At 62.4% G+C, this 26,083-nt stretch carries 20 protein-coding genes, 1 tRNA gene and 1 riboswitch; of the genes, 9 read left to right on the forward strand and 12 right to left on the reverse strand.

Annotated elements, in window-relative coordinates:
* Positions 1–146: 146 nt before the first annotated feature.
* Positions 147–1,334, reverse strand: coding sequence for a cation:proton antiporter (locus tag B5F27_RS02785; RefSeq protein ID WP_087364531.1), 1,188 nt, complete (start codon positions 1,332–1,334; stop codon positions 147–149).
* A gap of 63 nt (positions 1,335–1,397) precedes the next feature.
* Positions 1,398–1,470, reverse strand: a riboswitch (Fluoride riboswitch).
* A gap of 398 nt (positions 1,471–1,868) precedes the next feature.
* On the reverse strand, positions 1,869–2,333 hold the full coding sequence (locus B5F27_RS02790) for a CBS domain-containing protein (RefSeq protein ID WP_087245339.1): 465 nt from the start codon (positions 2,331–2,333) through the stop codon (positions 1,869–1,871).
* A gap of 331 nt (positions 2,334–2,664) precedes the next feature.
* On the opposite strand from B5F27_RS02790, the gene B5F27_RS02795 reads away from it, so the two are divergent.
* From B5F27_RS02795 to B5F27_RS02820, 6 genes are all read left to right on the forward strand, one after another.
* A complete protein-coding gene (locus B5F27_RS02795; RefSeq protein ID WP_087364533.1) occupies positions 2,665–4,197 on the forward strand; it encodes an ABC transporter substrate-binding protein in 1,533 nt (510 codons plus the stop codon).
* Positions 4,198–4,249: 52 nt separating this feature from the next.
* Complete coding sequence (locus tag B5F27_RS02800) at positions 4,250–4,600, forward strand: Asp23/Gls24 family envelope stress response protein (protein ID WP_087245335.1); 351 nt, start codon at positions 4,250–4,252, stop codon at positions 4,598–4,600.
* 56 nt (positions 4,601–4,656) lie between these two features.
* Positions 4,657–6,363 carry a DAK2 domain-containing protein gene (locus tag B5F27_RS02805; RefSeq protein ID WP_087245333.1) on the forward strand — a complete coding sequence of 569 codons (1,707 nt, stop codon included), beginning with the start codon at positions 4,657–4,659 and terminating at the stop codon, positions 6,361–6,363.
* 511 nt (positions 6,364–6,874) lie between these two features.
* Positions 6,875–9,523 (forward strand): cation-translocating P-type ATPase, encoded by a 2,649-nt coding sequence (locus B5F27_RS02810; RefSeq protein WP_087364535.1) that lies wholly within the window; start codon positions 6,875–6,877, stop codon positions 9,521–9,523.
* A gap of 281 nt (positions 9,524–9,804) precedes the next feature.
* Complete coding sequence (locus B5F27_RS02815) at positions 9,805–11,103, forward strand: potassium transporter TrkG (RefSeq protein WP_087364538.1); 1,299 nt, start codon at positions 9,805–9,807, stop codon at positions 11,101–11,103.
* 14 nt (positions 11,104–11,117) lie between these two features.
* On the forward strand, positions 11,118–11,798 hold the full coding sequence (locus tag B5F27_RS02820) for a TrkA family potassium uptake protein (RefSeq protein ID WP_087245325.1): 681 nt from the start codon (positions 11,118–11,120) through the stop codon (positions 11,796–11,798).
* A 91-nt stretch (positions 11,799–11,889) separates the two neighbouring features.
* Here the strand turns inward: B5F27_RS02820 and B5F27_RS02825 are convergent, their stop codons facing one another.
* The 10 genes from B5F27_RS02825 to B5F27_RS02870 form a co-directional block, all read right to left on the reverse strand.
* On the reverse strand, positions 11,890–16,179 hold the full coding sequence (locus tag B5F27_RS02825) for a PolC-type DNA polymerase III (RefSeq protein ID WP_242962045.1): 4,290 nt from the start codon (positions 16,177–16,179) through the stop codon (positions 11,890–11,892).
* Between the two features lie 12 nt (positions 16,180–16,191).
* Positions 16,192–16,698, reverse strand: coding sequence for a GNAT family N-acetyltransferase (locus B5F27_RS02830; protein ID WP_087364540.1), 507 nt, complete (start codon positions 16,696–16,698; stop codon positions 16,192–16,194).
* The gene (gene ispG / locus B5F27_RS02835; protein WP_087245321.1) at positions 16,695–17,741 is read right to left on the reverse strand and encodes a flavodoxin-dependent (E)-4-hydroxy-3-methylbut-2-enyl-diphosphate synthase; all 1,047 of its coding nucleotides are present in this window, start codon (positions 17,739–17,741) and stop codon (positions 16,695–16,697) included. Before ispG ends, B5F27_RS02830 begins: the two co-directional genes overlap by 4 nt.
* A gap of 22 nt (positions 17,742–17,763) precedes the next feature.
* Complete coding sequence (locus B5F27_RS02840; RefSeq protein ID WP_087245319.1) at positions 17,764–18,882, reverse strand: site-2 protease family protein; 1,119 nt, start codon at positions 18,880–18,882, stop codon at positions 17,764–17,766.
* 58 nt (positions 18,883–18,940) lie between these two features.
* A complete protein-coding gene (dxr, locus tag B5F27_RS02845) occupies positions 18,941–20,092 on the reverse strand; it encodes a 1-deoxy-D-xylulose-5-phosphate reductoisomerase (protein WP_087364542.1) in 1,152 nt (383 codons plus the stop codon).
* Between the two features lie 27 nt (positions 20,093–20,119).
* Complete coding sequence (locus tag B5F27_RS02850; RefSeq protein WP_087364544.1) at positions 20,120–20,980, reverse strand: phosphatidate cytidylyltransferase; 861 nt, start codon at positions 20,978–20,980, stop codon at positions 20,120–20,122.
* Positions 20,981–21,009: 29 nt separating this feature from the next.
* Entirely contained in the window at positions 21,010–21,726 is a 717-nt protein-coding gene (uppS, locus tag B5F27_RS02855; protein WP_087245313.1) for a polyprenyl diphosphate synthase, read from the reverse strand.
* Positions 21,727–21,831: 105 nt separating this feature from the next.
* Positions 21,832–22,386 (reverse strand): ribosome recycling factor, encoded by a 555-nt coding sequence (frr, locus tag B5F27_RS02860; protein WP_087245311.1) that lies wholly within the window; start codon positions 22,384–22,386, stop codon positions 21,832–21,834.
* 165 nt (positions 22,387–22,551) lie between these two features.
* Positions 22,552–23,262 carry a UMP kinase gene (gene pyrH / locus B5F27_RS02865; protein WP_087364546.1) on the reverse strand — a complete coding sequence of 237 codons (711 nt, stop codon included), beginning with the start codon at positions 23,260–23,262 and terminating at the stop codon, positions 22,552–22,554.
* A gap of 156 nt (positions 23,263–23,418) precedes the next feature.
* Entirely contained in the window at positions 23,419–24,114 is a 696-nt protein-coding gene (locus tag B5F27_RS02870; protein ID WP_087364548.1) for a DNA alkylation repair protein, read from the reverse strand.
* Positions 24,115–24,229: 115 nt separating this feature from the next.
* Here B5F27_RS02870 and B5F27_RS02875 point away from each other — a divergent pair.
* The 3 genes from B5F27_RS02875 to B5F27_RS02885 all read left to right on the forward strand — a co-directional run bounded on the left by B5F27_RS02875 (position 24,230) and on the right by B5F27_RS02885 (position 26,018).
* A tRNA-Gly gene (locus tag B5F27_RS02875) sits at positions 24,230–24,304 on the forward strand.
* A 72-nt stretch (positions 24,305–24,376) separates the two neighbouring features.
* Complete coding sequence (locus B5F27_RS02880) at positions 24,377–24,877, forward strand: GNAT family N-acetyltransferase (protein ID WP_087364550.1); 501 nt, start codon at positions 24,377–24,379, stop codon at positions 24,875–24,877.
* Between the two features lie 151 nt (positions 24,878–25,028).
* A complete protein-coding gene (locus B5F27_RS02885; RefSeq protein ID WP_158098180.1) occupies positions 25,029–26,018 on the forward strand; it encodes a C-GCAxxG-C-C family (seleno)protein in 990 nt (329 codons plus the stop codon).
* Positions 26,019–26,083 lie beyond the last annotated feature (65 nt).

Here is a 26,083-nt window from a genome sequence, read left to right on the forward strand (position 1 = left end):
AGACTGGCCTGGCTCCGCTCTCGCTTCGCCAGGCCAGTCTTTGATTCGCTTGTTCTACCCCTTGCAGGCCTCTTTTTTGTACTGTCCGCACAATATGGGGCGGTTCAGCTGCCGGGGCTTTTTTCAAGTCGTCTCGGGTTCCCTGGTCAGGAATTTCCTGTATAGGTCAGGTCCATTCCCAGAGCGCCCAGCGGGGCGGTGATGAGGATGGCCAGCACCGCCACCGACAGCACCATCTGGCCGCAGGGCAGGCCCATGGCCAGGGGCACCGAGCCGATGGCCGCCTGAACGGTGGCCTTGGGCAGGTAGGCGATCATGCAGAACAGCCGCTCTTTCCAGGTCAGCTGGGTGCCGGCCACGCAGAGAGCCACGCCCACCGACCGGAAGGCCAGCGCCGCCAGAATCATCAGAACGGCGGCGGGGCCGGCGGTGAGGGTGTAGCGGATATCCACCGCCGCACCCACCAGGACGAACAGGATCACCTCGGCGGCCAGCCACAGCTTGCCGAATTTTTCGCTCAGGCGTTTGGACACAAAGCTGGTGCTGCGGATTTTCAGGACGCAGGCCATGCTGACCACCGCCAGCAGGCCCGACACCGACACAATCCCCTCCAGCCAGGTCTCCACCGCCATCAGTAAAAAGGACACCCCCAGCACCACAATCACCTTCATGCTGTTGCGGACATAGTGCTTGTGGGCGTAGGCGGTCTCAAAGAACTGGCTCAGCAGCCAGCCCGCCGCGGCGCCCAGCAGCACCCCCAGCACAATGGACACCGGAATATTCACAAAGTCCATCACATGGGCCGCGCCGCCCTGGGCCATGCTCACAAAGGTGGAAAAGAGGACGATCACATAGATGTCGTCGCAGGAAGCTCCCGCCAGCACCATCTGGGGGATGCTCTTGCCGGTACCGTAGCGGCTGTCCATCAGCTGGACCATCCGGGGCACCACCACCGCCGGGGACACCGCGCCCAGCACCGCGCCCATGACGGCGGCCTCGATGCGGTTCACCCCCAGAATGGCCGGGGCCAGCAGAAAGAAAGCCAAAATCTCAAAGCTGGCCGGGACGCAGGCCATCATCACCGCCGGCCGGCCCACCTTTTTCAGGTCGGCCAGGTCCAGGGACAGGCCCGCCTTGAGCAGAATGATAATCAGGGCCATCTGCCGCAGGTCGGCCGAGATGGACAGGATGGACGGGTCCAGCACGTTCAGCACATAGGGATCCAGCAGGATGCCGGTGAACAGCATCCCGATGATGCGGGGCAGGTGCAGACGCTGGCACAGCGCCGCCAAAGCCAGCCCCACCAGGAAAATAAACGCCAGAGATGTGAGCATAAAATCGTTTCCTCCTATCGAATCGGGACAGGACGCAAAAAAGCCGATGCCTTCTGCGACCTTGCAATCACAGAAGTCATCAGCTTGTTCAAGCGGTTCAGGTTGCCCTGGGGAGAACTTCATTCCCCGGCGCACGCCCCATCTGCGGGCCCGGAACGGGCCGGCGGGGACGTCTCCGCGGGAGATTATACCCCCCTGCTGCCGGTTTGTAAAGGACTTTTTTCAGCCCTGCAGCTCCTCCATGGCCTCCCGCAGGTTGTCGGCAGAGAAGAGGAACGCCCCATTTCTGCTGTATACCTCCACATGTCCGCCCACATACCGGATCTCGATTTCGCTCATCTTCTGTCTCTCCTCTCTGTCGGATGTTTCGGGGAGGGTTCCCTCCCTCGTCCTGACAAGAGAATACCAGAACAAAAGCCCCATAAACCGTACTTTCAAGTTTTTTCTGCGGCTTTTGGCGCAAAATTTGATGGGATGGACCTTCCGGGGGCAGAAAAAAGCCCCCGCCGGGCGGCAGGGGTGAAGCGATCTTGTTCAGTTGCGGGCGGTGCAGACCGCCATGCCGGCGTTCTGGTCCGGGCTGTTTGCCTGTTCGCACCGGCGGGACTTGTCGTAGCAATAGCGGATGATGGCCTGGCGGCGGACAATCCCGATGAACACGCCCCGGTCATCCACCACCGGCACAAAGTTCTGGTTCATGGCGGCCTCGATCAGCTGGTCCATGCTGGTGTTGACCGTCACCGGCAGGTAATCCCTCTTGCGCTCAAAGCTGCTGATGGGGATATCCTCGGCCCCCTCGATGTCCAGGCCGTGGTACCGCTTGATCCCCCACAGCAAATCTCCCTCGGTGAGGGTGCCCACATATTCCCCTTTCCGGTTCAGGATGGGAATGGATGCATAGCGGTTGTTCTCCCACTTCTCCAGGGTCTGCCGGAGGGTGAAGTCGTCGTAAACGTACATCAGGTCCTGTTTGGGGGACAGGAAAAACAAAATATTCATTTCGATGAAGCTCCTGCTTGTATAATTGTCGGTTGGCCGGGTCTGAATAAAGTCTGTCTGCGGCGCATGGCCACAGGGGGGTGCCGTCCATGGCGTCCGCCCCCTTTCTCTTTTCTATTTTAGCACTTTCGCACAGCAAAATAAAGTTCCGCACAGATTTTTTAGATTTTATTCACAACTGCCCTTCAACTTTTTCGAAAATCCATGCCAAATCCATGCACAAGCTGCGGTTTTGTGCTATACTAAAGTTATCCCTGGGCGCGCCGTCTGCTCACCTGTTCAGTATAGCAGACCTCTGCGCCGAATCTTGCCAAAGGAGGCCGGAAAGCCCATGCACCTGTTTTCCTTCGTCCGCCGCGGCACAGCGGCGGTGCTGGCCTGTCTGGTGCTGGCCAGTTGTTCCCGACCTGCCGTCCTGCAGCCCTCCTCGTCGGAGGCAGAGAGCGCAGCCTCGGGGACGGACGGGTCCGGCGCCAGCCAGAGTCAGCCGGCCCGCTTCGCCATTGCGGTGAGCGAGGGCAACTATAACCCTTATCTGAACACCAACACCCTCACCGAACAGGTGGCGGGGCTGGTTTTTGAAAAGCTGGTCCGCATCTCCCCCCGGATGGAGCTGGAAATGCGGCTGGCTGAGTCGGTGGTGTCCACCGGCGCCACCGTCACCATCCGGCTGCGCAGCGGCTGCACCTTTGCCGACGGGGTTCCCATCACCGCCGATGACGTGGCCGCCAGCCTTCTGGCCGCCAAGGCCAGCGGCTTTTATGCCGGCCGGCTGGCCAGCCTCACCGACGCCCAGGCCGTGGGCAGCGACACCGTTGTGCTGACCCTGGCCTCCCCCGACAGCCTGTTCGGTTACCTGCTGGATCTGCCCATCCTGAAGGCGGCCGAGGTGGCCTCCCCCCAGCCCACTCCCAGCGGGCGCTACACCTACGGGGCGGAGGAAAATACCCTCACCCCCAATCCCCGGGCGCCCTTCCCGGAAGAGGGGCCCGACACCATCTGGCTGACCCCTGTCAGCGACTACGCCGAACTGGTCTCCCAGCTGGCCATGGGCCAGATCAGCTTTTATCTGGCGGAGGAGAGCGCCTCCTCGGCGGTGGCCACCTCCGAGAGCTATTTCCGCACCAACACCCTGTTGTTCCTGGGGGTGAACGGCTCGGCGGACAATCCCCTGTGCTCCACCAGCCAGGGCCGTGTCCTGCTGAGCACTGCCCTGTCCCGTCAGGACCTGGCCGATCGCTACGCCAGCGCCACCCCCGCCACCGGCGCCCTCAACGGGCTGTATGAGTGCGCCCGGGGCCAGCAGGTCATCTCGGCCGAGTCCGATCCCAACGCCCTGCCCGCCGCCATGGCGGCCCTGGGCTACACCCTGGACGAGGCCTCCGGCTACTACCAGAACGCCGCCGGACAGCGGGCCAGCGTCAATATTCTGGTGTGCGGCAGCTCGGCCGACCGGGTCTATGCGGCCCGTCTGCTGCAGCAGCAATGGGCCGAGGCGGGCATCGAAGTCACCCTCACCCAGGCCGAGGATTTCAACGCGTATCTGCAGATGATTCAGAGCCGCGAATTTGAACTGTACATCGGTGAAATGAAGTTGTATAATAATATTGACCTCTCGCCGTTCTGGAGCGGCAGCGCCCGCTATGGTCTGGCCGTCACCCAGCAGCTGCTGGACGCCTACAACCTGATGCGGGCCGACAGCTCCACGGCCGGTGCATTCGAGAGTCTTTTCGCCGAACAGATGCCCTATATTCCTCTGCTGTGGAGGGGCGGGGTCACCGTTTCCAACCGCCGCACCAGCGGCGTGGTGTCCAGCGTCAGCGATTTGTATTATTCGCTGGCCAGCCTTTCCATCGCAGAGTAAGCGCAAAACGCTTTATTAAATTCAAATTTTAATAAGAAGGAGCAGAGCGATTATGATCACTACGCATTTTCCCTTGGGCGATGTCCGCTTTTCCGCCGAGTACTTCTCGACGCTGGTAGGCGAAGCCGCCAAGAGCTGCTACGGCGTGGCCGCTATGGCGCCCCGCGGGGTGGCCGACACGGTCAAAAGCCTGGTGCGCGGCGAGGATTTCGCCGAGAAGGGCGTCCGTGTCACCCCTGAGAATGGCCGTCTGGTCATCGAGATCCACATCGCTGTCGGCTATGGGCTGAACATTTCCACCGCAGCCCAGAGCATTACCCATCGCGTGCAGGACGAAGTGGAGCATGCCACCGGCCTGCGCGTGGCCCGCGTGATCGTGTCGGTGGACGACGTGATTGCCTGATCTGACCAAACACAACTCCCCGGGCGCGCCCGTGGGCTGACAAGGAGTAAAAAGCAATGATTAGTGGTAAAATTCTGCGTGACGCCATCATTTCAGGCGCAAACAACATCAACAACCAGCGCTCCCGCGTGGACGAGCTGAACGTCTTCCCCGTGCCCGACGGCGACACCGGCACCAATATGGGCATGACGGTGGGCGCTGCCGTCCGCGAGCTGGAAGCTCTGGGCGCTGACTGCACCGTGGGCGAAGCCGCCAAGACCGCCGCTTCCGCCATGCTGCGGGGCGCCCGCGGCAACTCGGGCGTCATCACCAGCCTGCTGTTCCGCGGCTTCTCCAAGGCCCTGGAGGGCAAGAAGGAGGCCGGCGCCGACGATCTGGTCCTGGCTCTGGAGAAGGGCGTGGAGGCCGCCTACAAGGCCGTCATGAAGCCCACCGAGGGCACCATCCTGACGGTGGCCCGCATCGCCTCCGAGGAGGCCAAGGCCAGCAAGATCGCCGATGTGGCCGAGCTGTGGGACCTGGTGCTGGCTGCCGGCCAGCGCGCCCTGGAGGACACCCCCAACCTGCTGCCCGTCCTGAAGAAGGCCGGCGTCGTGGACGCAGGGGGCCAGGGCATCATGATTATCTTTGAGGGCATGGGCAAGGTGTTCCACGGCGAGGACATCATTGCTCCCGCCGAGGAGACCCAGCACAAGGCCAAGCTGTCCACCGCCAACGCCGGCCGCGGCGTCTTTACCGACGACCTGATGAAGGTGGAGGACATCAAGAACGGCTACTGCACCCAGTTCCTGATCCACAAGGACGACGGCGCCAGCGCCGCCAAGATGCGCGCCTTTGCCGAGTCCAACGGCGACAGCGTGGTCTGCATCGAGGATGACGACGTCATCAATCTGCACGTCCACACCGCCGACCCCGGCAAGATCCTCACCGAGGCCATCAAGTACGGCTATCTGACCAACTTCAAGATCGAGAACATGCACGAGCAGTTCCTGGCCCGTCAGAAGCAGGGCAAGAGCCTGGAGAAGCAGGCCGAGGCCGAGCAGAAGCAGCGCGCTTCCGACGCCATCGCCAGCGAGTTCGTCTACGCCGCCGTGGATCCCAGCCGTGACTATGGCTTTGTGGCCGTGGCTGCCGGCGAGGGTCTGAAGGCCGTCTTTGCCGACCTGTCGGTGGATGCCGTGGTGTCGGGCGGCCAGACCATGAACCCCGCCACCGAGGACATCCTGGCTGCCGTCCAGAGCGTGCCGGCCAAGACCGTCTTTGTGCTGCCCAACAACAAGAACATTATCATGGCCGCCGAGCAGGCTGAAAAGCTGGCCGACCGCCGTGTGGTGGTCCTGCCCACCCGCACCATCCCCATGGGCATCACCGCCATGCTGAACTTTGATCCCACCGCCTCGGTGGAGACCAACACCATCAACATGATGAAGGCCGCCGACAACGTTTCCACCGGCCTCATCACCTACGCCGCCCGCGACAGCGAGTACGACGGCCGCCGCATCCGCAAGGGCGACATCATGTCCCTGGAGAACGGCAAGATTGTGGCCACTTCCAGCGACCTGACCAAGGCCACCTACCGTCTGGCCCGCAGCATGTGCAAGAAGGATTCCAGCTTTGTGACCATCATCTCGGGATGCGACGTCAGCGATGAGGATGCCGAGCGCACCACCGAAATCGTCAAGGCCAAGTGCCCCAGCCATGTGGAAGTCAGCCACATCCGCGGCGGCCAGCCTGTCTACTATTATATGATCAGCGTCGAGTAAGACGCAGCTGTATGCCTCCTGACCGGTGCCGGAGGCTGTCTATGGGACAGGCCTCCGGGTCCGCGGGCATGGGAATGCGGCGGGCCCGGGCGCTTGCCTGTTTTACAAAGAAACGGGTTTGCTTATTGACAAATCTTCCCTCATCCTCTATAATCATGTACACATGGGGGAGTAATTCCGCGTGAAAACGCGAGGCCAGCCCGTCAGGACGACTCATCTGTGAATGAGTTCGGGCAGCTTTGATCAGAATGAGACTCATGCACCGGAAACCGATCCAGTGCATGGGTCTTTTTGTTTTCTGAAAAAACCGACGGTCCCGGGCTGCCCGCTGCTGCGGCGCAGCGCCCCGGGGCGGCCCCCATGCGCACAATCAGGGCGGGTCTGAGAATGCAAACACATGGAATCCTTCGGCCCCAAAGACGCAGCTGCAGCGCGGCAGATGCGCTTTTTGGGCAGAATGAGACAGTGTGGATGTGTTTTCCGATCCACCCCAGGAGGGAGAATATCGAGAATGAAACAGGAGTATGTACAAACCCCGCAGGAGCTGATGGAGCAGCTGAACGCCAGCCCCGACGGCCTGAGCAGCACCGACGCTGCCGCCCGGCTGGAACAATACGGCCCCAACAAGCTCAAGGACGCTGAGAAGCCCACCCTGCTCCAGCGCTTCATCGACCAGCTGAAGGACCCCATGCTCATCATCCTGATGATCGCGGCGGCCGTGTCGGCTGTGACCAACTTTATTTCCCACGAGAGCTTTGCAGAGGTGTTCATCATCCTGATCGTGGTGCTGCTGAATGCAGTGCTGGGCGTTTTTCAGGAGAGCAAGGCCGAGGCCGCCATCGAAGCGCTGCAGACCATGACCGCCGCCACCTGCAAGGTGCTGCGGGACGGCAAGCAGATTTCCCTGCACAGCGATGAGCTGGTGCCCGGCGACGTGGTGCTGCTGGAGGCCGGCGACGCCGTCCCGGCAGACGGCCGCCTGCTGGAGAGCGCCAGCCTGAAGATCGAGGAGGCCGCCCTCACCGGCGAGAGCGTCCCGGTCAACAAGATCATCGACGCCCTGGGCCTGGCCAAGGGCCAGGAGGACGTTCCTCTGGGCGACCGCAAAAACATGTGCTATATGGGTTCTACCGTGGTCTATGGCCGCGGCAAGGCCCTCATCACCCGCACCGGCATGGACACCGAGATGGGCAAGATTGCCGGCGCTCTGGCCAACACCGACCAGGAGCAGACCCCGCTGCAGCGCCAGCTGGAGCAGCTGAGCGGCGTTCTGTCCAAGCTGGTGCTGGGCATCTGCCTGTTTATCTTTGTCTTTGACCTGATCGTGGCCGGGTCCTTCACTCTGGACTCGATCCTGTCCACCTTCATGGTGGCCGTGTCTCTGGCCGTGGCCGCCATCCCCGAGGGCCTGGCCACCGTTGTGACGGTGGTGCTGTCCATCGGCGTCACCAACATGAGCAAGCGCAGCGCCGTCATCCGCCGGCTGACCGCTGTGGAGACCCTGGGCTGCACCCAGGTCATCTGCTCGGATAAGACCGGCACCCTGACCCAGAACAAGATGACGGTGGTTCAGCACCTGGGCGAGACCGCTCCCCTGGCCACCGCCATGGCCCTGTGCAACGACGCCCATCTGAACGACGCCGGCGAGGCCGAGGGCGAGCCCACCGAGGCCGCTCTGGTGAACTTTGCCGCCAAGGAGGGCCTGCCCAAGGACCAGCTGGCCGCCGCTGAGCCCCGTGTGGACGAGGCACCCTTTGATTCTTCCCGCAAGATGATGAGTACCGTCCACACTTCGGCCAAGGGCTTTGTCCAGTACACCAAGGGCGCCCCCGACGAAATCCTCAAGCGCTGCACCAGCTATCTGGAAAACGGTCAGGTTCTGCCCATGACCGACGCCAAGCGGGAGGAAATCCTCAAGGCCAACAAAGAGATGGCCGACCAGGCTCTCCGCGTCCTAGCTGCCGCCAAGCGCGACTGGACCGAAAAGCCCTCCAGCAACGACGCCGCCTATCTGGAGCAGGATCTGTGCTTCCTGGGCCTGACCGGCATGATTGACCCGGTCCGTCCCGAGGTTAAGCCCGCCATCCAGGAGTGCCGCGAGGCCGGCATCCGCCCCGTCATGATCACCGGCGACCACAAGGATACCGCCGTGGCCATCGCCAAGGAGCTGGGCATCATCACCGACGCCAGCCAGGCCATCACCGGCGCTGAGCTGGACAAAATCCCCGACAGCGAGATCGGCCAGGCCGTCCAGAAGTACGGCGTTTACGCCCGTGTGCAGCCTGAGCACAAGGTCCGCATTGTCACGGCCTGGAAGGCCAACGGCGCCATCACCGCCATGACCGGCGACGGCGTCAACGACGCGCCCTCCATCAAGGCCGCCGACATCGGCGTGGGCATGGGCATCACCGGCACCGACGTCACCAAGAACGTGGCCGACATGGTCCTGGCCGACGACAACTTCGCCACCATCGTGGGCGCCGTCGAAGAGGGCCGCCGCATCTACGCCAACATCCGCAAGGCCATCCAGTTCCTGCTGGCCTCCAACATGAGCGAGGTGCTGGGCGTCTTCTGCGCCACCCTGCTGGGCTTCACCCTGCTCAACCCCGTCCACCTGCTGTTCATCAACCTGATCACCGACTGCTTCCCCGCTCTGGCCCTCGGCATGGAGCAGGGCGAGTCCGACATCATGAAGCGCAAGCCCCGCAACTCGAAAGACGGCATCTTTGCCGGCGGCCTGGGCTTCGACATCGCCTACCAGGGCCTGCTGATCGCGATCATCACCCTGGCCTCCTATATCATCGGCCACTGCATGGAAGTGGGCTACTTTGAGATGCCCCACGGCGTCAGCGACGACGGCATGACCATGGCCTTCCTGACCATGAGCATGTGCGAGATCTTCCACAGCTTCAATATGCGCAGCCAGCGCAAGAGCGTCTTTACCCTGCACAGCCACAACAAGGTGCTGTGGGGCGCTATGCTGGGCAGCCTGGTGCTGACCACCATCGTGCTGGAAGTGCCCTTCGTTGCCAATATGTTCGGCTTCACCCCCGTCGACCTGAACGAGTACCTGGTCGCCCTGCTCCTCGCCTTCGTGGTCATCCCGGTGGTCGAGGTCGTCAAGGCCATCCAGCGCGGCATGAGCAAGCAGGCCGCCTGAGCCTGCGCGCTTTCCTCCCTGCCTTTTTGAAATGGGCCTGTGTTCCCGCCTTTGGGGGCACAGGCCCCTTTTCAAAGCAGTAATGTGGAAACCGAAAAACTTTCACCCCGCTTTTTTCCAGAAAAGCGAAAAAAGGCTCTTCCCTTTTGGATATTTCCTGCTATACTATGGGGTAACTCGACAGGTCAGTTTCCTGAACAAACCGGCCTTTCGAGCCGCGATCCCCAGTCTTCAATGGCGCGGCCCGGCGCACGGGCCGCAACGGCAAGCAAGGAGATTTTATGTTTGAGTTCATCAAAAAGCAGTCGCCGGTGCGGGTCATTGCCCTGGGCTTTGCACTGGTGATCCTGCTGGGTTCGGTGCTGCTCATCATGCCTTTCAGCGTACAGGAAGGCGTGGACGTAGCCTACATCGACACCCTCTACACCTCGACGAGCGCGGTCTGCGTCACCGGCCTGATCGCCACCGACGCGGGCGACACCTTCACCTTCATCGGGCAGTTCATCCTGATGCTGCTGATCCAGGTGGGCGGCCTCGGCGTCACTTCGGTGGGCGCGGGCATCATCCTGGCGATGGGCCGCAAGATCAACCTGAAGGAGCGCAGCGTCCTGCAGGAGGCCCTCAACCTCGATTCGGCCCAGGGCATCCTCCGCTTCCTCAAGAGCATCTTCCTGATGACCCTCTGTTTCGAGGGCGCGGGCGCGGCGCTCAGCTTTCTGGTCTTTGTGCAGGATTACCCGCCCCTGCGGGCGCTGTGGATCAGCATCTTCCACTCGGTCGCAGCCTTCAACAACTCGGGCTTTGATATCCTGGGCAACTACCAGAACCTGATCCCCTACCGGGACAACGTGCCCCTCAACCTGATCACCTGCGGGCTGATCATCTTCGGCGGCATCGGCTTTCTGGTCATCCGGGATGTGCTGCACAACCGCTTTTGCTGGAAGAAGTTCTCGATGCACACCAAGGTGGTCATCTCGGTCAGCGCGGTGCTGATCGTGGTGGGCGCGGTGCTGCTCAAGCTGACCGAGGACATCACCTGGCTGGCAGCCTTCTTCCACAGCGTATCGGCCCGTACCGCCGGCTTTTCGACCTACGCGCTGGGTGAATGGAACAGCGCCGGCCTGCTGGTGCTGATCGTGCTGATGTTCATCGGCGCCTCCCCCGGATCCACCGGCGGCGGCATCAAGACCAGCACCTTCTTCGTCCTGCTGCAGGGCATCAAGTCGGCCGCCACCAACCGGGGCGAGAAGGCTTTCCGCTATTCCATCCCCTCCGGCGCCTTCCGCAAGGCTGCGGTCATCACCCTAATCGCCGTCAGCGTGGTGCTGACCGGCACCTGGCTGACCATGGTCTTTGATCCCCAGCTGGAAATGGTGGACGCCCTGTTTGAAATGACCAGTGCCTTCGGCACCGTGGGCCTGTCCACCGGCATCACCACATCCCTGAGTGTGCCGTCCAAGCTGGTCTCCATCCTCATCATGTATATTGGCCGCCTTGGACCCTTGACCATTGCCTCGGTCTGGTACTTCAACAAAGGCGAACGCATCCGCTACCCCGAGGGCAACATCGCCATCGGCTGACAGGAGGAAACAACATGTTTGGCAAATCGAAGAAAGCAAAAGCGTCTTATGGCATTGTGGGCCTGGGACGGTTCGGCATGGCCCTGGCCATTGAGCTGGCCGAGGCCGGCGAGGACCTGGTGGTTCTGGACCAGGACGAGGAAAAGGTCCGCATCATGCGGGATTACACCGAGAGCGCCTATGTGGTCAAGGGCCTGGACAAAAAGACCCTGGAGGAGACCGGCATCCAGAACTGTGATGTGGCGGTGGTCTGCATCGGCGAGAAGATGGACGTGTCCATCCTGACCACCCTGCACCTGGTGAGCCTGGGCATCCCCAACGTCATCGCCAAGGCCGCCAGCGAGGAGCAGGGCCAGGTCCTGCGGAAGCTGGGCGCCCAGGTGGTCTATCCCGAGCACGACATGGCCATCCGTCTGGCCCACCGTCTGGAGACCACCGGCATGCTGGACTTTGTCCAGCTGAGCGAGCGGGTGAGCATCTCCAAGCTGGCCGTTCCCCCCAAGATGATCGGCCGCACCGTCGTGGATGTGAACCTGCGCGGCCAGTTCGGCCTGAACATTATCGCCATCGAGAACGGCGGCAAGGTCAACGAGACCGTCGGCCCCCACACCGTTTTCCAGGAAGGGGACATTCTCTTTGTGTCGGGCGGCAAGAACGCTGCCAACAACCTGATTGAGTGGCTGGATAACCACTGATCCCCTCCCCGTTTTTCCCATCAAAGCAAACAGCCCGCCCTCCGGCAAAACCGGCAGAGCGGGCTGTTTTTTGTTTGCTTTTGGGCCCGGTTCAGAAGAAGGACACCTGACTGCTCTCGGGCAGATCTCCCAGGGCGCCCACCTGGCGCAGGCGGTCGATGACCGCACTGGTGACGCCGGCGGCCTGCTGCAGCTCCTCCACCGAGAGGTAGTCCTCTCCGTGAATGGTGACGTTTTCCAGCGCCAGCGCCGCGCTGGCGCCCAGGCCCTTGATGGCCGCAAAGGGCAGCCGGACCTTGTCGTCCTCCAGCACATACTTGACGCCCCGGCTCTTGCCGATCTGGATGGGCAGGAACTCATATCCCCGCATCAGCATCTCATTGACCAGCTGGAGGGACACCAGCAGGTCTTCGTCCTTGGCGTTCTTTTCCTCCTTGAGGCGGCGGTTTACCTCGTTCATGTGGGCGCGGGCCACGTCGGGGCCGCCCACAGCCGCCTCATAGTCGATGTCGTCGCCGCGAACGGTGAAATACACTGCGTAGAACGCCTGTGGATAATACAGTTTGTACCACATCAGCCGGATGGCGCTCATCAGGTAGGCCACCGCGTGGGCCTTGGGGAACATATATTTGATCTTGCGGCAGGACTCGATGTACCAGTCGGGGACATCGTGTTCCCGCATGGCATCCTCCCAGCCGGGCTGGAAGCCGCCCTTGGCCACCTTGCCCTTTCGGACCGCCTCCATGATGTCAAAGGACATCTTGGGTTCCAGGCCCTTGCGGATCAGGTACAGCATGATGCTGTCACGGCAGCCGATGACCTCCGCAATGGTACAGGTGCCGTTGCGGATCAGTTCGTCGGCGTTGTTGGTCCAGACGTCGGTGCCGTGGGACAGGCCCGAAATCTGGATCAGCTCGGAGAAGTTCTTGGGCCGGGCCTCCACCAGCATCTGACGGACAAAGTTGGTGCCCATCTCGGGGATGCCGAAGGTGCCGGTCTGGCTGTCGATCTGCTCGGGGGTGACGCCCAACGCCTCAGGACTGGTCAGCAGGCTGTAGACCTTGGGGTCGTTCATGGGGATGCTGTCCACCGGCACCCCGGTATACTCCTCAAAGTACTTGTAGAAGGTGGGCATATCGTGGCCCAGCTCGTCCAGCTTGAGAAGGGTGTCGTGGAGGTATTTGAATTCGAAATGGGTGGTCAGCAGGCCGCCGGCCACGTCGTCGGCGGGGTGCTGGATGGGGCAGAAATCGTAAATCTGACTGGTGGCCGGCACAACCACCATGCCGCCGGGGTGTTGGCCGGTGGTGCGCTTGACGCCGGTGCAGCCCAGGGTCAGGCGGTTTTCCTCGGCGTGGTTGACCGTCATCCCCCGCTCTTCCAGATACCGCTTGACGTAGCCGTAGGCGGTTTTATCCTGAATGCCCGAGACGGTGCCCGCCTTAAAGACGTTCTCCTTGCCGAACAGTTCCTCGGTGTAGCGGTGGACGCTGCTCTGGTACTCGCCTGAGAAGTTCAGGTCGATATCCGGCTCCTTGTCGCCGTAGAAGCCCAAGAAGGTCTCAAAGGGGATGTCGTGGCCGTCCACCAGCATGGGGGTGCCGCAGACGGGGCAGTCCTTGTCGGGCAGGTCGAAGCCGTCCTCCACGCTGCCGTCGGTGATGAATTCGCTGTGCTTGCACTTGGGGCAGCGGTAGTGGGGCGGCAGGCTGTTGACCTCGGAAATGCCCGAGAAGTGGGCCACAGCCGAGGAGCCAACCGAGCCTCGGCTGCCCACCTGGTAGCCGCCGGCGTTGGAATAGGCCACCAGCTTGACCGCGATGACGTACAGAACCGCGTATCCGTGGCCGCAGATGGAGTCCAGCTCCTTTTGCAGCCGCTCCCGCACCAGATCGGGCAGAGGGTCGCCATAGTCCTCTTTGGCCCGTTTCCAGGTTGCCTCACGGAGCTGTTCCTCCGCGCCCTCGATGCTGGGGGGATAGGTGCCCCGGGGGATGGCCCGGACGGTGTTGTCCACCATGGCCGCAATCTTGTTGGGGTTGGTGACCACGATTTCCAGGGCCTTTTCCGGGGGCAGGTAGTCGAACTGGGCCAGCATATCCTCGGTGGTGCGGTAGTACAGAGGCGGCTGATGGTCGGCGTCCTTGTAGCCGCCGGCCGCCTGCATCACCGTCCGGTAGATGGCGTCCTCCGGCTCCTGGAAATGGACGTCGCCGGTGGCGATGACCGGCTTGTGCAGGTCCTCGCCCAGCCGGATCACCGTCCGGTTGAAGTCCTTCACCCGCTCGATGCTGTCCACCCGGCCCTCACGGACCATATAGGCGTTGTTGCCCAGGGGCTGCACTTCCAGGATATCGTAATAGGCCGCGATCTTTTTCAGTTCCTCATAGGGCCGCTCGTCCACGATGGCCCGGTACAGCTCGCCCGCCTCGCAGGCCGAGGTGATGAGCAGGCCTTCCCGGTACTGGTTCAGCAGGCTGCGGGGCACCCGCGGCTTTTTGAAGAAGTAATCCAGATGGGCCTTGCTGACGATCTGGTAGAGGTTTTTCAGGCCCGACTGGTTTTTCACCAGCAGGATGATGTGGTAGTATTTTTTCTTGAGGACTTCCCGGTTGCCGCCCAGGCCGGTGTTGATGCCGCTGATATCGGTGATCTGTTTTTCTTCCAGATCCCGCAGCATGACGCAGAAAATCCGGCCCAGGGCCCCGGCGTCCTCACAGGCCCGGTGGGCCTCGTAGTCGGGCAGCTCCAGGTGTTTGTTGATGGTGCCCTGTTTGTAGTTGTGGAGGCCGGGGTACATGGTCTGGGCCATGGTCAGGGTGTCGATGTAGGTGGGCTCAAACTTGATGCCGCTGCGCTTGGCCGCCGCTCGCATAAAGCGGATGTCAAAGCCGTTGGCGTTGTGGGCCACCAGCACCCGCCCCCCGGCAAAATCCAGAAACGCCTGCAGCGCCTCCCCTTCCAGGGGGGCGTCGGCCACCATCTCGTTGGTGATGCCGGTGAGCTCGGTGATCTTGGGGGTGATGGACTTGGGCGGCTTGACGAAGGTGTCGAACTCGTCCACCACTTCCCCGTCCCGCACCAGCACCGCGCCGATTTCGGTCAGGTACTCGCAGCCGGGGTCCAGGCCGGTGGTCTCGGTGTCAAAGACGCAGAACTCCCCTTTCAGGGGCTGGTCCTGGGTGCCGTAGACACAGGGGACCATGTCGTCCACAAAATAGGCCTCACAGCCATAGATCAGTTTGAAATTGGGGTCGGATTTATGGATGTCGTCGGCGGCCAGCATGGCCTCGGGATAGCCCTGGCAGACGCCGTGGTCGGTGATGGCGATGGCGGGATGGCCCATCTTATGGGCCAGCTTGACGATGCCGCCCGGGTCACAGAAGCCGTCCAGGGCCGACAGTTTGGTATGCAGGTGGAGCTCCACCCGCTTCTGGGGGGCATGGTCCTCCCGATGGCGGCGCTCCACAATCAGGACGTCGTAGGGATAGACGATGTAGTCGTGCTCATACTTGTCGTAGGCGCAGTCGCCCCGCACCAGCAGGGTGGTGCCGTTCTTGATGCCCTCCCACTTGGAGCAGTCCTCCCCTTCCTGGGCCCGGACCTTCAGGTTGATGGAGCCGGTATAGTCGGTGATGGAGACGCTGTACATCTTGCGGAAGCTGCCCTTCACCTCGGTGGCAAAGACATCGCCCCAGATCATGCACTTGCCGCCCTCGCCGCCCAGATTTTTCAGGGGGGTCAGGTCCTTGGGCTTGAACATCTTGCCGTGGAAGATCTGGACCGGCTTGTCGGTCAGGTCCAGGCCCTCCACCTGGATGGTGGGGCCGGTGCGCTTGGCCTCAAACTGGACCACCGGCGGCGCCGCCTTTTCTTCCAGCTTCTTTTCCAGCTCCCGGCGCTCAGCCTCTCCGGCGGCCGACACCAGGGTCACGGTGGGGCGCTCGCCGGTATGGCTCTCCACCCGGTCGGCCAGCAGGCGGTCAAACTCCAAATCCCGCAGAAAACCGGTGCCGTTGCGGACCCCCACCGTGATGTGTTTGCCCTCCAGAGCCAGGGTGCACCGGTCCAGAAAGCCGTTGATGGGGATGCTGTCCTTTTTCATCTCCTCAAAGAGGTCCTGCAGGGTCTCCTCGGTGAGGCTGGCGTAGGGGTAGCAGTTGTGGATCAACAGCTCATAGCCCTCATAATCGGGCTGCAGAGACGCCAAAAGCCGCGCACACAGGCCCTTGTCCAGCGGCGCGGCACTCTGCAGGGTAAAAATCACCTTTTGCTCGGTCCGCAGCATCAGGGCGTGCTCCACAATCACCCTGCCGAAACAGGCGGCAAAGTCGGGGTCGGCCATGAACTGGGGCCAAAGCTGGGATACCAGTGGTTTCAATGCGTTTCTCCTCTAAAACAGCTCTTTTTCAAAGCAGTCAAAGTCCATTTCGTACAGCCGGGCCTCCCCTGCGCGGCGAAATCCCAGCCCGGCATACGCCCGCAGGGCCCGGACATTCCCCCGGCCCACCAGGATGCGGCAGCTGCGGCATCCCTGTGCCGCCAGCCGCGCCATGGCATCGGCCAGAAGGCGCCGGCCCAGGCCCTGGTTTTCCCAGGCGGGGGCTACCACCAGCCGCACCACCTCGCCGGCGGGCTCCAGGGTGCGGTCCCAGCAGGGCAGGGCGTCGGTCTCGGGGTCAAAGGCCAGGGAATAGCCTCCCATCAATTCCCCTGCCGGCCCCCAGGCGCAAAAAAGCCTACCCTGGGCCTGGTCGGCGGCCAGGGTGGCTTCATCGGGGTACCATTCATCCCAGGGGCAGTCGGGTCGGGCCGCCGCTCCGCGGCAGAGGGCCAGCATGGGGGCCACCTGGGCGGGGGCCGCCGGAGCAATCCGAAGGGCTGTCACAGCTTCTCTCATAGTTTATAGACCTCCTCCATGAACTGGTCCAGGATATTGTCCCCGGTCAGCTTGCGGACCGGCTCGCCATGGACAAACAGCAGGGCCTCGCCCTTGCCGCCGGCGATGCCGATATCGGCCTCCCGGGCTTCGCCGGGGCCATTGACCACACAGCCCATCACCGCCACCTTGATGGGCTTTTTGTAGCCCTGGAGCCGGCGCTCCACCTCGTTGGCGATTTCAGTGCAGGGGTACTGGGTGCGGCCGCAGGTGGGGCAGGTAATGACCTCGGGGCCCGCCACCGGGAACCCCACCGCCCGCAGAATGTTGTAGCCGGCCTCCACTTCCTTTTCGGGTTCGGCCGCCAGGGACACCCGGATGGTGTCGCCGATGCCTTCCAGCAGCAGCCCGCCAATGCCCATGCCGGATTTCAGCAGGCCCATCTGGTAGGTGCCGGCCTCGGTGACTCCCACGTGGAGGGGGTAGTCGGTGACTGCCGACAGCTGGCGGTAGGCCTCCATCATCCGGGGGACGTTGGAGCTCTTGATGGAGATGACAATGTCGTGGAAATCAAACTTTTCCAGCAGGCGCACATGGTACAGGGCGCTCTCCACCATGGCCTCGGGCACCGGCGCGCCGTACTGGGCCAGGATGTGCTTTTCCAGGCTGCCGCCGTTGACGCCGATGCGGATGGGGATGTTTCCGGCCCGGCAGGCCCGGACCACTTCCTTTACCCGGTCGTCGTCGCCGATGTTGCCGGGGTTGATGCGGATTTTATCCACGCCCACGGCGGCGCAGGCCAGAGCGGCCCGGTAGTCAAAGTGAATATCCGCCACGATGGGGATATTCACCGCCTTTTTCACCGCCTCGATGCACTTGGCGTCGGCGGGGGTGGGACAGGTCACCCGCAGAATCTGGCAGCCCGCCGCCTCGCACCGTTTGGCCTGGGCCACGTTGCCCTCAATGTCCTCCACGGGGACGTTGAGCATGGTCTGAACGGCGATGGCGTGGTTGCCGCCGATGGTGAGATTGCCGATTTTAACTTCACGCTTGAGCTGGCGCATGGGGATACCTCCTGTTGATGGGTCAGGCGCCGGTGATGAGACGCAGCACGTCGTTGTAGGTGGCGAAGATCATCAGGCCGAACAGCAGAATGAAGGTCGCCAGGGTGAGATTTTCCTGGACCCGCTGGGACACAGGCCGCCGGAGGACGGCCTCCACCGCCAGAAAGACCAGACGTCCGCCGTCCAGCGCCGGAATGGGCAGCAGGTTAAGGACGCCCAGGTTGACGGTGATGAGAACCAGCAGCTCCAGCAGGTCGGTGAGGCCATAGCTGGCGGCCTGGCTGATGGCGGACACAATGCCCACCGGGCCCGACAGGTTGTTGATGCTCTCCCGGCCCCGCAGCAGGTCGATGAGGGATGTGAAAATGATCCGCCCATAATAGAGCTCGCTGTTGAAGGTCTCTTTCAGTATATTGACCGGCGTTTTTTCCAAAGCGTAAACGGTGAAACCGATATCCATCCGGCTGTTGCCGTTTTCATCGGTGTAGCTGTCAAACTGAACCCCCTGCAGCTGAACCAGTTTGCCGTCCCGGCGGACGGTGAAGTCGGCCTGGGTGTTCTGGGTGCGGACCAGTTCGTACAGGATGTCGTTGGCGATGAAGCACCGCCGGCCGTTGACCGCCACAATCTCGTCCCCGGCCTGCAGGCCGGTCTGGCCGCAGAGGGCCCCGTCGGCGATGTTGTAGATGACCCGGCTGGCGATGGGGTCGGACCGGAACGAAATCAGCCCCAGCAGCACCACAAATCCCAGCACAAAATTCATCAGGGGGCCGGCCACCATCACCAGGGCCCGCTTCCAGATGGCGGCCTCCGGGAAGGGAATGCCGGTGCGCAGCTCAGGGGGAATGGGGCACAGGTCCTCCTCTTCCTCCTGGTCCTCCCCGTCCCGCTCCCGCTGGGCCGCGTTGGCCTCGGGGCTGCCCTCTCCTTCCATGGCCACATAGCCGCCGATGGGCAGCAGCCGGAGGGTGTACTGGGTACTCCCGATGATCTTTTTGAACAGGGTCGGGCCCATTCCGATGGAATACTCGTTCACCTGGATGCCCGAGAGCTTGGCGGCGCCGAAGTGCCCCAGCTCATGGATGGCGATGACCGCGCCGAACACCAGCACAGACGCCAGAAAGGTTATCAGCATTGACATAGATTTCCCTCTGCGGCGCCCCGCGCCGCCTGCCCCCTCTCGCCGGGGCTCTCAGTTTTTACAGGTGGCTGTGGACAAAGGCCCGGGCCATCCGGTCGCACTCGTACACATCCGCCAGGGTATAGCTGCCGCCGAAGCGGTCGCTGTCCACCACCGCCTCCACCAGGCGGCCGATATCCAGAAAGCCGATCTTATCCTCCAGGAACAGCTTGACGGCCTCCTCGTTGGCGCCGTTGGCGGCGCAGGGGCCCAGGCCGCCCTTGGCGATGGCCTTTTTGCAGGCCGCCAGGCAGCGGAAGGTCTCCTCGTCGGCCACATCGAAGGTCAGCACCTTGAGGGCCGCAAAGTCCAGCTCGGGAGCCACCGGCCCGCCGCGGCGGGGCCAGGTCAGGGCATACTGGATGGGGATGCGCATATCCGGCACGCCCAGCTGGGCAATCACCGAGTTGTCGCTGAACTGGACCGCCGAGTGGATGATGCTCTGGCGCTGGACCACGATCTGGATTTTCTCGGGGGGCAGGCCGAACAGCCACACTGCCTCGATCAGTTCCAGGCCCTTGTTCATGAGGGTGGCGCTGTCGATGGTGATTTTGGCCCCCATATTCCAGTTGGGATGGCGGAGAGCGTCCGCCTTGGTCTTGCCACGCAGCTGGTCGGTGGTCATCCCAAAGAAGGGCCCGCCCGAGGCCGTCAGCAGGATTTTGGTGAGGGATTTGGCGCTCTCGGTGTCCTGCAGGCACTGGAAGATGGCCGAGTGCTCGCTGTCCACCGGCAGCAGCTTGACGCCGCAGCGCTCCACCGCCTGGGTGACCAGGTGGCCGCCGGTGACCAGACTTTCCTTATTGGCCAGGGCCAGGTCGTGGCCGCTCTCGATGGCGCTGAGGGAGGCCCCCAGGCCCGCGATGCCCACCACGCTGTTCAGCACCACATCGGGGCCGTCCAGGGCGGCCAGCTCCCGCAGGCCCTCGGGGCCCCGCAGCAGCCGGGGTGCGCCGGCGCGGCCCGCCAGGGCGGCGTCCAGCCGATCGGCGGCGTCCAGGCTGGTCATGCAGACCACCTGGGGGTGAAATTCTTCGATCTGACGCAGAAGCAGATCCACCTGGCTGTGGGCCGACAGGCCAAACACCTCATAGCCCTCGGCCCGGACCACGTCCAGGCTCTGGGTGCCGATGGAGCCGGTGGAGCCCAGCAGAGTAATCTTTTTTGCCATAGGAGCCTTCTTTCCTTTTGGAGCGCCTCAGCGGTAGAACACGGCGGTAATCACCATGGACACAAAGGGCGCAATGAACATGACGCTGTCAAACCGGTCCAGGATGCCTCCGTGGCCGGGGAAGATGGTGCCGTAATCCTTGATGCCGCACTGGCGCTTGACCACGCTGGCGAACAGGTCGCCGTAAATGCCCAGCACCGCGGCCACCACGCCCAGCAGGGCGATGATGACGTACATGGACACGCCGATGTTGCTGCGGGTAAAGGCCTCGGTGCGGTCAGCCAGCAGGGAGTAAATCACCGTGATGATGACGCCGAACAGCATGGTGCCCAGCACGCCGCCGATGGCGCCCTCCACCGTCTTTTTGGGGCTGACCTTGGGGCAGAGCTTATGCTTGCCGAAGGCGCGGCCGGCGAAATAGGCGCAGGTATCCCCGCCCCAGGCAAAGCAGAGGATCAGCAGGATAAAGAAGATGGCGTCGTAGCTGTACTCCTCCACCGGCAGCAGCATCTTCAGGTGGATCAGGGAGTAAAAGCAGAACAGGATAATCCCTGAAAAAAGCACCAGGCCGCTGACTTTTTGATAGCTGACGCTGCCGTTGCGCACCACCAGATAGATGCAGTAGAACAGCATCAGGGCGAAGGAAACCGCCATCACCATTCCCCGGGCGACCCGGTAGCTGGACAGCATCACCAGCAGGGTGTAGGGCACCAGAACGGCGTACAGCAGCCAGTCCTTCCGGTCAAAACCCAGGGCGGCGTAGACCTCGTGCATTCCAATCAGGGCGACGGCGGCCACCACCAGGTTGAACACCATGGTGTTGAAGGTCAGCATGACCAGAACCAGGACGGCAATGCCCACCAGGGCTGTAATCACTCGTGTTTTCATCGTTTCTCCTTACTTCGGGGTGTCCCCGGTCAGATGCCGCCGAACCGGCGGGAGCGCCGGTTGTACTCCTCAATGGCGGCGTCCAGGTCGGCCGGGGTGAAGTCGGGCCAGAGGACGTCCATCTCCACCAGCTCGGAGTAGGCGGCCTGCCACAGCATGAAGTTGGACAGCCGCTTCTCCCCGCTGGGGCGAAGGATCAGGTCGGGGTCCCGCTGGCCGGCGGTATACAGATGGGCCGACAGCATTTCCTCGGTGATGGAGGCGGGGTCCAGCTGACCGGCGGCGGCCTGACGGGCCAGGGCCTGGGCCGCCCGGACAATCTCCTGGCGGCCGCCGTAGTTGACGGCGATGTTCAGCACCATGCCGGTGCGGTCGGCGGTGCCCTCCTCGATCTCGTTCATCAGCTTCTGGTAGCGGGGCTCCAGGGCCGTGCGGTCCCCCAGAAAGACAATCTTATTGTTGCGGCTCTTGTAATCAAAGGCCTTGATAAGATATTCCCCCAGCAGCTTCATAATAGCCCCCACCTCGTCGGCGGGGCGCTTCCAGTTTTCGGTGGAAAAGGCATAGAAATACACCGACGCCAGGCCCAGCTGGTCGCAGTAATCGGCGATCTGCTGGAACACCTCGGCGCCCTTTTTATGGCCGGCGGTGCGGGGCAGGCCCCGCTTTTTGGCCCAGCGGCCGTTGCCGTCCATGATGATTCCCACCGACAGCCCGCGTGCAAATGAATCGGGATGCTGCGGCATTGTTTCAACCTCCTGTCCCGGCCGGCACTTCCCCGGCCGGTTATCGCAAAAAGTGCCGCGCACCTCCCAGCACACGGCACCTCCTGTTCCTTTGCTTGTGATCGATCAGACCGACATGATTTCCTTCTGCTTTTCCTCGACTGCCTTGTCGACCAGCTTGATGAACTTGTCGGTGACCTTCTGGACATCTTCTTCCATGGTCTTCTGGCTGTCCTCGGTCAGCTCGCCGGCCTTCTTCATGGCCTTGGCCTTATCCATGGCGTCGCGGCGGACGTTGCGGATGGCCACCTTGGCCTCCTCGCCCATCTTGGCCACGTCCTTGGCCAGCTGGCGGCGGCGCTCCTCGTTGGGTGCGGGGAAGTTCAGGCGGATGGTCTGGCCGTCGTCAATGGGGTTGATGCCCACGTCGCTGGCCTGGATGGCCTTGCTGATGGGACGCAGCAGAGAGCGGTCCCACGGGGTGATGGTCAGGGTGCGGGCCTCGCTGACGGCCACCGAAGCCACCTGCTGGATGGGGGTGGGGGAACCATAGTAGTCCACCGTCACCTTATCCAGGACGGCGGGGTTGGCCCGGCCGGCGCGGACAGCGGCCAGCTCCCGCTCCAGATGCTCCACCGCGCTTTTCATCTTGTCCTCAAACACCTTGGTATTGCTGCTCATAGTCGTCTATCTCCTGTTCGTTATCGTAATCCTGCCGGGCTGCGCGCCCAGTCTGATCCTGATTCCAGCATCGCGCTGCGGCGAAAAGCTCTTCGCCGCGGCTCGCCCCGCGGGCCGGGGCCCGGACGGAGAGAGCAAGTTCTTTCAGATTAGTATAGCGCCGGGTTACTCCTCGTAGACCAGAGTGCCCACATTTTCGCCCTGGACAGCCCGGGCGATGTTGTCGGGGTCGGCCAGGTCAAACACCAGGATGGGCAGGTGATTTTCCCGGCAGAGGGTGGCGGCGGTGCCGTCCATGACGGCCAGCTGATCCTCCAGCACCTTGGTGAAGGTGAGGGTATCGTACTTCTTGGCGTCGGGGTACTTGTGGGGGTCCTTGTCATAGACGCCGTCCACCATGGTGGCCTTGAACATCACATCGGCGGACACCTCCACGCCCCGCAGAGCGGTGGCGGTATCGGTGGAGAAGAAGGGGTTGCCGGTGCCGCCGCCGAAAATAGCCACCTTGCCGGCGTTCATGGCGTCCAGAGCGGCCTTGCGGTCAAAGACCGGGGCCACCTTGGGCATCTCGATGGAGGTGAAGACCTCGGCGGGAACCTCCAGCTGGGCCAGCTTGTCCGAGACGGCCAGGGCGTTCATGACGGTGGCCAGCATTCCGATCTTGTCGGCCAGGGTGCGCTCCATCTTGCCGCTGGTGCGGCCGCGCCAGAAGTTGCCGCCGCCCACCACAATGCCGATCTGGACGCCCAGGTCATAGGCCTTCTTGACGCCGCCGCAGATGGAGTCCATGGCGGCCTCGTCAAAGCCCGAGCCCTTGTCGCCGCCCAGAGCCTCGCCGCTGATTTTGAGAAGAATACGATTATATTTCAGTGCCATACAATTTATCACTCCGCGCAAATTAAGATTCTCATTGTGCCTATTTTACAATAAAACCGGCCCAAAGTAAACAGGAAAAGCATCTTCCGCCGCCGGGTATTTGCCAAAAGGCTCGTGCCAGGGAACGGGGGCGGCTATTTCCCCGGGAAATGGCCCTCAGAGGCTGTCCCGCAGGGCCCGGAGGGCCTGTTTTTGTTCCGGGGTGATGCGGCGGCTTTCCAGAGCTTTCTGGATGGCCTTGGCCCGGACCCAGGGGGACAGCCAGGGTTCGGCCACCCAGGGCCAGGCGGCCTCGGGCTGTTTGGCCAGGGCGGTGGCAAAGAACCAGGCCACCATCATCCGCACATAGTACTCCTCCGAATCCACTGCCCCCGCCCATTCCAGGTACTCAGGCCGGAACCCATCGTCCAAATAATAGCGCATCAGCATCCCCAGACCATAGCGGACGGTATAGACCCGGTCGGAATCCATCCACCGCCGCACCGGTTCCAGCAGGCGGTCGGTGTTTTTGGCGAACACCCTGGGGCTGGTGGTGTCGCAGGTGGCCCAGTTGTCCATGTAGGGCAAGAAGGCCTCCACCCCCGCCAGGGCTGCGTCGTAGTCCCGGATTCGCTCCAAAAGGAAGCCGTGGAGGTTGTCCTCCTCATAGTAGGCGTGGGGCAGCCGGCCCAGAAAGGCCTCCCCTTCGGGGGTGCCGGCCAGCTCCCTGGCCAGGGCCCGCAGAGCCGGAATCCGAACCCCGATCACCCTTTCGGGCGGAACGGTGGGCATCAGTCTGCACTGAAAGGCCCGATAGCTCTCATCCTGCATGGCAAAGAGTTTCTGGCGGATCTGCTGGGCTGCATCGGACATGGAACACCCCTCCTTTCCCCTATCTTACCGGAAAGCCGGGCCGGTGTAAAGCAGGATTTTTCATTTTTCGCTCTGGACTTTTTGAAAAAAGTGTGGTAAAATACTACTCACACATGCGGGTATAGTACATCGGCTAGTATAACAGCCTTCCAAGCTGTGGAGGTCGGTTCGATTCCGATTACCCGCTCCAATCGCCCCACAGGTTTCGGCCTGCGGGGCTTTTTTGTCGTTCTTTTTCCCGTGAACCCCAAGGAGGCCCATCATGTCCGCTGTCATCCAGCTCAAACCCTACCAAAATGAAACCGACACCGCCCTCTCCCTGATCCAGGCCTTCTGGCTGCACCACAGCTATGTGGAGCAGACCGCCGAGGAGGCCGCCCGGGACCTGGAGGCCTGGACCGGCGACGGCCACGCCTTTTATCTGATCCAGTGCCAGGGTCAGGTGGTGGGCTTTCTCCATCTGGGCAGTCGGGGCGGCCCCATCGACTGGCTGGAGGAGCTGTTCATCCTGCCCGCCTGGCAGAACCAGGGCATCGGCACCGAGACCATCCGTCAGGCAGAGGAGATGGTCCAGGTCTATTCCGACGCGGTCCACATCGAGGCCGTCGCCCGGAACGAAGGCGCCATCCGGCTGTACCGCCGTCTGGGCTATGACTGCCTCAACTCCATCACCATCCGCAAAGACCTGCGGGACACCGGATTCCGCTGCCTGCGGCAGGAAAAACTCTACGATCTGCCCTTTGAAATCCGCAAAAAAGACTGAGCCGGAGACGCTGGTAGAATACATCATCCATTTGTTTGAAAATTATTTGACAATCACCGCCGAAAGCGTATAATATCACTAAAGCCTTTGACTCACACGAAAGTCTCTGGCTTTTATGGCTTTCATGGACTTATATGGAGGAGATTGTATCATGTCCAAGTTGGAAACCCGCAGAACGTTCCTGAAGCAGACCGGCCTGTCCCTGGGCGGCCTGGCTCTGCTCGGTCTGACCGGCTGCTCTCAGCCCGCCGCCAGCTCCACCGCAGCATCCTCTGCCGCGTCCTCTGAGGCCACGGCCACCGCTGCTGCCGCAGAAGCCACCATTCCGGCCCATCCCTATCCTTCCTGTGAATTCGATCTGGACCGGGTGCAGGAGCTGGGCTATGAGAGCTTCTATCAGAACGGCTGCTGCTTTGCAGTGTCCAACGCTCTGCTGACCGAGCTGAAGGAAAAGGTCGGCTTCCCCTACACTGCCATCCCCGCCGAGATGTTCGTCAACGGCAAGGCAGGCTACGGCGCCGGCACCCTCTGCGGCTCTCTGGGCGGCGCAGCCGCCGTCATCGGCCTGATGTGCTCTCCGGAGGATGCTTCGGCCATCACCAAGGAGCTGTTCAGCTGGTACACCTCCACCAATCTCCCCATCTATCAGCCTGAGATCACGGCCGAAACCCCCACCATCGCCAAGACCGTGAACTGCTCCGACAGCGTCACCGCCTTTATGAACGCCGCCGGCATCACCGAGATGAGCGATCCCCGCCGTATGGCCCGCTGCGGCGGCGTCAGCGCCGACGTGGCCCGCAAGACCGCCGAGCTGCTGAACATCCACTTCGGCTACATGGATGCCGCCCCGGCTGAGAACACCGCCGAGGAGGCTCTGGCCGACAACGAGTACATCGGTGAGGGCGAAGGCTTTGGCGGCACCATCAAGGTCAAGGTCACCATGGACGGCGACAAGATCAGCAAGATCGAAGTGCTGTCCCACGGCGAGACCGCCGGCGTGTCCGACCCCGCCTTTGAGACCATCCCCGACGCCATCATCAAGGCCCAGTCCACCGACGTGGATCTGGCTGCCGGCGCATCCTTCTCCAGCCAGGGCATCATTGACGCCGTGAACGACGCTCTGTCCAAGGTGGCCAAGTAAGCGCCTGTTCCCTTTTTTCTGAATAAAAAGAAATCCGCATCTTTCCTGTGCCGTTTCGGCCGGAG

The organism is Faecalibacterium sp. An192, from assembly GCF_002160175.1.
GTDB lineage: Bacteria > Bacillota > Clostridia > Oscillospirales > Ruminococcaceae > Faecalibacterium.